The sequence below is a fragment of the Streptomyces sp. NPDC005899 genome, from assembly GCF_040629645.1.
Classification (GTDB): Bacteria; Actinomycetota; Actinomycetes; order Streptomycetales; family Streptomycetaceae; genus Streptomyces.
In genome coordinates, this window is record NZ_JBEXWB010000016.1 from 38,469 (window position 1) to 47,830 (window position 9,362).

General features: G+C 73.1%; 7 protein-coding genes. 5 read left to right on the forward strand and 2 right to left on the reverse strand.

Annotation, left to right across the window (positions count from 1 at the left end):
* Nucleotides 1–208: 208 nt before the first annotated feature.
* Entirely contained in the window at nt 209–829 is a 621-nt protein-coding gene (locus tag ABZ371_RS04105; protein WP_358673115.1) for a TetR/AcrR family transcriptional regulator, read from the forward strand.
* Between the two features lie 11 nt (nt 830–840).
* Here ABZ371_RS04105 and ABZ371_RS04110 read toward each other — a convergent pair whose 3' ends face one another.
* Nucleotides 841–1,692, reverse strand: coding sequence for a MaoC/PaaZ C-terminal domain-containing protein (locus ABZ371_RS04110; protein ID WP_358673097.1), 852 nt, complete (start codon nt 1,690–1,692; stop codon nt 841–843).
* 4 nt (nt 1,693–1,696) lie between these two features.
* A complete protein-coding gene (locus ABZ371_RS04115; protein WP_358673100.1) occupies nt 1,697–3,016 on the reverse strand; it encodes a 3-oxoacyl-ACP reductase in 1,320 nt (439 codons plus the stop codon).
* Between the two features lie 76 nt (nt 3,017–3,092).
* Here ABZ371_RS04115 and ABZ371_RS04120 point away from each other — a divergent pair, with 76 nt between their 5' ends.
* From ABZ371_RS04120 to ABZ371_RS04135, 4 genes are all read left to right on the forward strand, one after another.
* On the forward strand, nt 3,093–4,370 hold the full coding sequence (locus tag ABZ371_RS04120; protein WP_358673103.1) for an acetyl-CoA C-acetyltransferase: 1,278 nt from the start codon (nt 3,093–3,095) through the stop codon (nt 4,368–4,370).
* Nucleotides 4,371–4,555: 185 nt separating this feature from the next.
* On the forward strand, nt 4,556–6,484 hold the full coding sequence (locus tag ABZ371_RS04125; RefSeq protein WP_358673106.1) for an AMP-binding protein: 1,929 nt from the start codon (nt 4,556–4,558) through the stop codon (nt 6,482–6,484).
* Nucleotides 6,485–6,725: 241 nt separating this feature from the next.
* Complete coding sequence (locus ABZ371_RS04130) at nt 6,726–8,294, forward strand: APC family permease (protein ID WP_358673109.1); 1,569 nt, start codon at nt 6,726–6,728, stop codon at nt 8,292–8,294.
* 79 nt (nt 8,295–8,373) lie between these two features.
* Nucleotides 8,374–9,219 carry an LLM class F420-dependent oxidoreductase gene (locus ABZ371_RS04135; protein ID WP_358673112.1) on the forward strand — a complete coding sequence of 282 codons (846 nt, stop codon included), beginning with the start codon at nt 8,374–8,376 and terminating at the stop codon, nt 9,217–9,219.
* The last annotated feature ends 143 nt before the right edge of the window (nt 9,220–9,362 follow it).

Sequence of the window (9,362 nt, forward strand, 5' to 3'; positions counted from 1 at the left end):
GCCGGCGCCCCCCCGGCCCGGGGGGGGGGCCCGCTCCCGCGCGTCCGGGCCACTTCGGGGGCGAGGCGGGTGGCCGACAACCGGCCACCGCGGCCTGACCACGACGTCGGGATACGACGGGGGACCGGGCCGCGCCGTAGTCTTACCGAGGAGTAGCGCCGTGGGGGCGGGAGGGAAGTCCGACGTGAGTGCAGTGAAGAGCAAACGCATGCCGCGCGCCGTGCGGGAACAGCAGATGATGGACGCCGCGGTGCGGACCTTCGGGCAACGCGGGTACCGGGCCGCGTCCATGGACGAGATCGCTGAACTGGCCGGCGTGTCCAAGCCGCTGGTCTACCTCTACCTCAACTCCAAGGAGGAGCTCTTCACCGCCTGCATCCGCCGTGAGGCGACGGCGCTGATGGAAGCGGTGCGGGCCTCGGTGGAACCGGGACTGCCGGCCGACCGGCAGCTCTGGGCCGGACTGCGCGGGTTCTTCACCCACACCGCGGAGAACCCGGAGGGCTGGGCGGTGCTGCACCAGCAGGCGCGTGCGCAGGGGGAGCCGTTCGTCAGCGAGGTCGGGGCGCTGCGGGAGGAGATCGTTGCGTTCGTGACGGGTCTGATCGCGGCGGCGGCCCGGGAGGCGCACCATGATCCCGCGCTTCCCGACCGGGATGTGGCCGGGCTCGCGCAGGCGCTCGTGGGAGCGGCGGAGGCGCTCGCGGGGTGGGCGAACGTCACGCCGGGAGTCTCGGCCAAGGAGGCCGCGGCCACGTTGATGAACTTCTCCTGGGCGGGCCTGGAGAACCTCATGCACGGACACGGCTGGCAGCCGAAGGGCGGCTGACCTGGGAGCCGTCAGCCCTCCCGGGTCAGCCGCCCCCTGAGGTGTACCCGGCCGGCGCCGCGCACCTCGAAGAGGGAGCCGGCGGCGGCGTACGTCACGGTGGCGGGGAGCGGCACGGGTGACCGGAAGTCCGCGCGCACCGTGCGGATCCGGCCAGGGGCGGCCGCCTCGGCCTCGGCCAGGCAGCGGGCGACGGTCCACATGCCGTGTGCGATGGGCCGGGGGAAGCCGAACAGCCGTGCCGTCAGCGGGTGGAGGTGGATGGGGTTGCGGTCTCCGGACGCGGCCCCGTACCGCCGCCCGAGGTCGCCGGGCAGCTGCCACACGGCGACGGCCGGAAGTTCCTCGCCGGTCCCGCCGGCCCGGGTGGTGGCCTGTGCCGCGGACGCGGACGGCGCGGCGGCCCCCCGGGTCGCGTGCCGGGACAGATAGCCGCTGCGCGACTCCCAGACGAGCTCGCCGTCCAGCCGTGCCTCGGTCACCATGGTGACCTCGGTCCCCCGCCGATGGGGCGTCAGGGCACCGGCGTACACGGTGATCTCCGGGGAGTCCGCCGGGCCGATCGCCCGGTGTCCCGTGATCTCGATCCAGGTGTGGACGAGGCCCAGCACCGGCAGCGGAAAGGCGCGGCCCGCCATCACGCGCATGGCCGGCGGGAAGCCGAGGACGTGCGGGTAGGTGAGCGGCAGTCCGGCCGGTTCGCCGAAGCCGCAGATCCGGTTGTACGAGGCGAGGCGGCCGGGGGAGACGCGCGCGGGCGGGAGCACCGCCCGGGCCGGGGGGAGTGTGGCGCCGGGGCGCGCCGGTCGCTTGAACGGGGAGGTGACCGCCCCGCGCAGGAGGGTCAGGGCCAGGTCGCTCATGGCGTCACGCACCCAGCAGGCTCTGGCCGCAGACCCGCACGACCTGGCCGTTCACGGCGCTGGAGGCGGGCTGGGCGAACCAGGCGGTGGTCTCGGCGACGTCGACCGGCAGACCGCCCTGGGACAGGGAGTTCATCCTGCGGCCCGCCTCGCGGATGAGGAAGGGGACCGCGGCCGTCATCCGCGTCTCGATGAAGCCGGGCGCGACCGCGTTGACGGTGACGCCGTGCTCGGCGGCGGCGCGCGGGGCCAGCGACCGGACGAGACCGATGACGCCCGCCTTGCTGGCCGCGTAGTTGGTCTGGCCGTCGTTGCCCGCTATCCCGGCTATGGAGGCCGTCGCGACGACCCGGCCGCCCCGGCGGAGGGTGCCCGCCCGCAGGAGGGCGTCGGTGGTGCGCAGGACGCTGTCCAGGTTGACCTCCATGACCGACGCCCAGCGCTCGGCCGGCATGTTGGCGAGCCTGCGGTCCCGGGTGATGCCCGCGTTGTGGACGAGTACGTCGAGACCGTCCGGTGCGGCGGCCGCGATCGAGCCGGCCGCGTCCGGCGCCGTGATGTCGAGCGGCAGGGCGGTCGCGCCGAGACGGTCGGCGGTCCGGGTCAGCTCCTCCCGGGCCTGGGGCACGTCCAGGCAGATCACCTGGGCTCCGTCCCTGGCCAGGACGGAGGCGACGGCCGCTCCGATGCCCCGTGCGGCCCCGGTGACCAGCGCGGTGCGTCCCGCCAGCGGCGCCGCCCAGTCGGTGACCGGATCCGGGGCGGTGCCGCTGAGCTCGATGACCTGGCCGCTGACGTACGCGGACCGGGGCGAGAGCAGGAAGCGGAGCGTGGACCCGGCCGACGCGGCGGCCCCCGGGGCGAGGCGCACCAGCTGGACGGTGGCCCCCCTGCCCACCTCCTTGCCGAGGGAGCGCACGAAGCCCTCGAGGGCCTGCTGGGCCGCCGCCTGGTGGTGGTCGTCGGCGGAGGGCGGGGTGCCGAGGACGACGACGCGCCCGCCGGTGGCCAGGGACCGTACGACGGGGTGGAGGGCCGCGTGCACCTCGCCGAGTCCGGCGACGGTGGTGATCCCGGTCGCGTCGAGCACGATGGCGGCCGGCCGGTCCGCTCGCCCGGTGATCTCCAGACCGGTCGCGCCGAGTACCGCGCCGAGCGTCCCCGGGTGGGCGGTTCTCCCGGCCGTGAGGTGCAGCAACGGTCCGTCGAGCGTGGGCGTGGCCACCGTCCACCGGCGCAGCCGGGCGGGTTGCGGGAGCCCGAGCCTGCGCGTCAGAAGGCGGCCGGGTGCGGTGCCGGTGAAGCGGAGATAGCGATCGGCCATTGTCCGGACTCCCTGCTCGGTCGTAGATTTACTCCGCAGTAAGGTTACTTAAGGGTCAGGAGCTGGTCGAGATGAGTTGGTCGAGTTGATTCCCCTCGCACTTCCGCAGCCCCGCCGGGTCGCCGTCATCGGCGGCAGCCGCATCCCGTTCGCCCGCTCCGACGGCCCCTACGCGCGGGCCTCCAACCAGGAGATGCTCACCGCCGCGCTGGACGGGCTGGTCGAGCGGTTCGGCCTGCACGGGCAGCGGGTCGGCGAGTTCGTCGCGGGAGCCGTCCTCAAGCACAGCCGGGACTTCAACCTCGCCCGCGAGACGGTCCTCGGGTCCGCACTGGACCCGCGCACGCCGGCGTACGACATCCAGCAGGCCTGCGGCACCGGCCTGCAGGCCGTCATCGCGGCGGCCGGCAAGATAGCGCTGGGCGCCGTCGACTCCGCGGTCGCGGGCGGGGCGGACACCACGAGCGACGCGCCCCTGGGCGTGAACGACCAGCTCCGCAGGATCCTGCTGGAGGCACGCAGGGCGAAGTCGGCGGGTGGCCGCCTCGGAGCGCTGGCGGCCGTACGCCCCCGCCACCTCGTCCCGGACATCCCCCGCAACTCCGAGCCCCGCACGGGTCTTTCGATGGGTGAGCACGCCGCCGTCACCGCCCGGCAGTGGGGGATCGGCCGTGCGGAGCAGGATCTGCTGGCCGCCACCAGCCACCAGCGGCTCGCCGCCGCGTACGAACGCGGCTTCATGGACGCCCTCGTCGTGCCCTACCTCGGCCTGGAGCGCGACCAGAACCTCCGCCCCGGGTCCACGGCCGGGAAACTCGCCACGCTCCCACCCGTGTTCGGCACGGACCACCCGGACGCGACGATGACCGCGGGCAATTCGACGCCGCTCACCGACGGCGCGGCCACGGTCCTGCTGGCGAGCGAGGAGTGGGCGGCGGAACGCGGTCTGGAGCCGCTGGCGTACTTCTCGCTGTACGAGACGGCGGCCGTGGACCACGTGAACGGGGAGGACGGCCTGCTGATGGCTCCCGCGTACGCCCTGCCGCGCATGCTGGAACGGGCCGGGCTCACGATGGCGGACTTCGACCTCTTCGAGATCCACGAGGCCTTCGCCTCCCAGGTACTCGCCACGCTGGCGGCCTGGGAGAAGCAGGGGCTGGCCCCCGTCGACAGGGAGAAGCTGAACGTCGCCGGCTCGTCCCTGGCCACCGGGCACCCCTTCGCCGCGACCGGCGCCCGGATCGTGGCCACCCTGGCCGAGCTCCTCGCCGAGCGGGGTGCACCGGGCCGTGGCCTGATCTCCGTCTGCGCGGCGGGCGGACAGGGCGTCACGGCGATCCTGGAGCGCCCCTGACCGCGCCCTCGCCGCCGGCACGGGCCACCCCGGCCGCCCCGGGCCCCGCCCCACGCACGCGTACGACGAAGCCCGACCAGGACCACGCCGCACCCACGTGTTCGACCCGCGCACCCAGCTGCCCCACCGGCGCCGGCCCTCCAGGGACGGGCCCGACGCCGGCCACCTTCGCCGAGGAGCCGCCCGTGTCCACGCCCGCGTCCGCCGCCGTACCCTCCCCGCCCGCCGGGCCCACCGTTCCGATCCTCGTCGAGCCGGCCAGGACCCGGGCGGCGGACGGCACCGTGCGGGAGGTGTCCGTCCCCCTGTTCGCGCCCACCGTGCGGCGCGGATCGCTCGCCGAGATCCCCTTCGACAACGCCCGCGAGGCCCCGGCCGAGGCGGTGCTCAGCCGGAAGGCGGCCGACGGCGGCTGGCAGGACGTGAGCGCCGCCGACTTCGCCGCGGAGGTCCTGGCCGTCGCCAAGGGCCTCGTGGCGGAGGGCCTGCAGGCCGGTGACCGGATCGCGATCATGGCCCGTACGACCTACGAGTGGACACTGCTCGACTTCGCCTCCTGGGCGGCCGGGCTGGTCACCGTGCCCGTCTACCCGACCTCCTCCGCCTTCCAGACCCGGTGGATACTCCAGGACTCCGGTGCCGCCGCCTGCGCCGTGGAGAGCGGGGAGCAGGGCCGGATGGTCAGCCACGAGCGGCAGCAGCTCGGAGGGCTCACCCACCTCTGGCAGTTCGACACGGGCCTGATCGGCCGGCTGAAGAAGGCCGGGAGGAACATCCCCGACGCGGTGATCGCCGCCCGACGCGCCACCCTCGAACCGCACACCCCCGCCACCCTCGTCTACACCTCGGGCACCACGGCCCGTCCCAAGGGCTGCGTGCTGACCCACGGCAACTTCTTCGCCGAGGTCGACAACGCCATCGAGCTGCTCCACCCGGTCTTCACATCCGTGTCAGCCCATCCGGCCTCCACCCTGCTGTTCCTGCCCCTCTCCCACGTGTTCGGGCGGATGGTCGCGATCGGCTGCATGCGCGCCCGCGTCAGGCTCGGGCACGCGCCGTCCATCCGGACCGAGGACCTGCTGGCGGATCTGGCCGGCTTCAAGCCGTCGTTCCTGCTGGCCATCCCGTACGTGCTGGAGAAGGTCTACAACACCGGCCGCGCCACCGCCGAGAAGATGGGCCGCGCCTCGTCCTTCGACCGTGCCGCCCGCGTCGCGCAGCGGTACGGGGAGGCGGTCGAGGCCGCCGAACACGGCAGGGGCCCCGGCCCCGGCCTGGGACTCCGCGCCGCCCGGGCCCTCTACGACCCGCTGGTCTACCGCCGCATCCGGGCCGCGCTGGGCGGGCGGGTCCGCTACGCGATCTGCGGCGGCTCCCCGCTGGGGCGGCGGCTGGCCGCGTTCTACGCGGGCGCGGGCGTCCAGATCTTCGAGGGGTACGGCCTGACGGAGACGACCGCCGCCGCCACGGTCACCCCGCCCCTGAAGCCCCGGCTGGGCACGGTGGGCTGGCCGCTGCCGGGCACCGCCGTGCGGATCGCCGACGACGGTGAGGTGCTGCTCCGAGGGGGCCAGGTGTTCCAGGGCTACTGGGACGCGGAGCGGAGCGAGGCCGTGCCCCGCCTGGACGACGACTGGTTCGCGACCGGTGACCTCGGCGCGCTCGACGAGGACGGCTACCTCACGATCACCGGCCGCAAGAAGGACATCATCATCACGTCCGGGGGGAAGAACGTCACGCCCGCCCCGCTGGAGGACTGGCTGCGGGCGCATCCCCTGGTCGGTCAGTGCCTGGTGGTAGGCGACAACCGCCCGTACGTCACCGCCCTCATCACCCTGGAACCCGACGGGCTGGCGCACTGGCGCAGGATGCGGAAGAAGGAGGGCGTCCCGCTGTCCGAGCTCGTGCGCGACGAGGAGCTGCGCGCCGTGCTGCAGCGGGCGGTCGACGAGGCCAACCGGCTGGTCTCCCGGGCCGAGTCCATCCGTACCTTCGCGGTCCTGCCGAAGGACTTCACGGAGGAGAGCGGGCACCTCACCCCCTCCCTGAAACTGAAACGGGACGCCGTCGCACGGGACTTCGCGGCGGAGATCGAGGAGCTGTACCGCGGATGACCGGCGGGGGTGGGAAGTGGCCGAAAGGTGACGCCGGAAAATTTTCAATGGGGTTAAAACGGACAGGGGTGCGATTACCGTACGCCACCCTTCGCGCCTGCAAGCTGTGAATGCGTAGGCGAGAGGCGTTTTGTGCCTTCGATGGTGCGGTGTCGCGAGGAATGGATCCTGTCAACTGAAGGATGAGACAGGGGAGTCTCACCCTCCGGATGTGGATATCGCAGCGCATACCGTCCTCCTCATGACTCAGCTGGACGCACGGCCACAGGCCGGAGACACGGTAAGGGGAAGCGCCCCGGCCGACGGCGGCGTACGTGACAAGGGGCTCGGCGGGAACTCCGTCGGGCTGATGGGCAGTGCCGTCATCGGTGTCTCCACCGTCGCCCCCGTGTACTGCCTGACCTCCACCCTCGGCTCCACCGCGGGTGAGGTCGGCGTGCAGATGCCCGCCGTGTTCCTGGCCGGTTTCCTCCCCATGCTGCTGGTCGCCTTCGCCTACCGGGAGCTCAACAAGGCCATGCCGGACTGCGGCACCTCGTTCACCTGGACGGTGAAGGCCTTCGGGCCGCGGCTGGGCTGGATGTGCGGCTGGGGCCTCGTCATCGCGACGATCATCGTCCTGTCGAACCTGGCGGGTGTCGCCACCTCGTACTTCTGGCTGCTGGCCGGCGAGGTGTCCGGCAGTGACGCGGTCGCCGCGCTGGACGGTGACAAGGCCGTGCACATCCTCACCTGCCTCCTGCTGATCGCGGTGGCGACCGCCATCAGCTACCGGGGGATGACGGCCACCAAGGGCGTCCAGTACACCCTCGTCGGCCTGCAACTCGCCGTCCTCGCCGTGTTCGTGCTGATGGCGATACGGAAGGCGGGCACCGGTGACTTCGCCGGCACGTCGGTGGACTTCTCCTGGTCATGGCTGAATCCGTTCGCCGTCCAGTCCTTCGCCGCCTTCACCGCCGGCCTGTCCCTCTCGATCTTCATGTTCTGGGGCTGGGACGCCTGTCTCACCGCCAACGAGGAGACCACCGGCAGCGAGAAGACCCCGGGGCGTGCCGCGCTCATCGCGATGGTCGTCCTGGTCGGTTCCTACCTCGCCACCGGCATCGCCGCGCAGATGGCCGTCGGCTCCGGCGGCGAAGGGCTCGGCCTCGCCAACCCGGACACCTCCGACAACGTCTTCGCCGCCCTCGCCGGCCCGGTCATGGGCCCCGGCCTCGGCATCCTGCTCTTCCTGGCGGTGCTGGCGTCCGCCGCCGCGAGCCTCCAGACCACCTTCATCCCGGTGGCGCGCACCGTCCTGGCGATGTCGGCCTACGAAGCGCTGCCCGCCTCCTACGCCCGCGTCCACCCGCGCTTCCGGACGCCCGGCAAGGCCACCGTCGTGGCGGGTGTGGCGACCGGCGTCTTCTACACGGTGATGACGCTGGTCAGCGAGCACGTGCTGGTCGACACCATCTACGCCCTCGGTCTGATGATCTGCTTCTACTACGCACTGACGGCCTTCGCCTGCGCCTGGTACTTCCGTGCCGACCTCACCCGTTCCGCGCGCGACCTCGTCTTCAAGGGCCTCTTCCCCGTCGTCGGCGGCATCCTGCTCACCGCCGTCTTCGGCAAGACCCTCATCGACATGTGGGACCCGGCCTACGGCTCCGGCTCCTCCGTGTTCGGCGTCGGATCGGTCTTCGTCATCGGCGTCGGGCTGCTCCTGCTCGGCGTGGTGCTGATGCTCGCGATGCAGCGCCGGAGCCCGGCGTTCTTCCGCGGCGAGGTGCTGACGAAGGAGACTCCCGCACTGGTCGTGCGGGACTGAATCGCCGCGACGGGCTCCCGGACCACCCACCGCACGGCTTACGTTGGGGACGCCACGGACGACGACGGAGGTGCCCCCCATGCGGATCGCCACAACGATCTTCCTCACCGACAGGACGATCACACCGGTACGGCTCGCCCGCGAGCTGGAACAGCGGGGGTTCGCCGGGCTCTACCTGCCCGAGCACACCCACATCCCGGTGAGCCGGGAGACCCCCTACCCGGCGGGCGGCGAACTGCCGGAGGAGTACGGCCGCACCCTGGACCCGTTCGTCGCCCTGGGGCAGGCCGCGGCGGTCACCGAGCGACTCGGCCTCGGTACCGGGATCACGCTGGTCGCGCAGCACGACCCGATCGACCTGGCGAAGCAGGCGGCCACGCTCGACCACCTCTCGGGCGGCCGGTTCACCCTCGGCGTCGGTCTGGGCTGGAACGTCGAGGAAGCCGCGGACCACGGCGTGCACTGGCCGACCCGGCGTGCGCTGGTCCACGACCGGCTGGCCCTCATGCGGGCCCTGTGGGCCGACGGGCCGACGGCCCACGACGGTGAGTTCGCCTCCGTCCGGGCCAGCCACGCGTACCCGAAGCCGGTACGCAAGCCGCGCGGTCCGGTCAGCGGACCGCGCACCCTGATCGGCGGGGCGGCCGGTCCCAAGCTGTTCGACGGGATCGCCCGGGACGCCGACGGCTGGCTCCCCATCGGAGGCCGCGGCCTCGCGGAGTCCGTGCCGCGGCTGCGCACCGTCTGGGAGACGGCCGGCCGGGACCCGGAGCAGCTCCAGGTGGTCCCGTACGCGGTCGTGCCGAACCCCGGCAAACTGGCGCACTACGCCGACCTCGGCATCACGGAGGTCGTCCTGCAACTGCCCCCGGCGGGAGAGGCCGAGGTGCTGCGGGCGCTGGACGCGTACGCGGCGTACCTGTGAGCGGTCCGCCCGGTGGGAAGTCCGCGGTGCGGGAAGCCCGTCGTCCGAGGGCGGGCCGGTCCGGCGCATCCGTGGGCGCCGGCGCGACGGGCGGGACGTGAGGCCGGGGACCGGCCGGTGCGGCGGCCCCCGGACACCCGCAG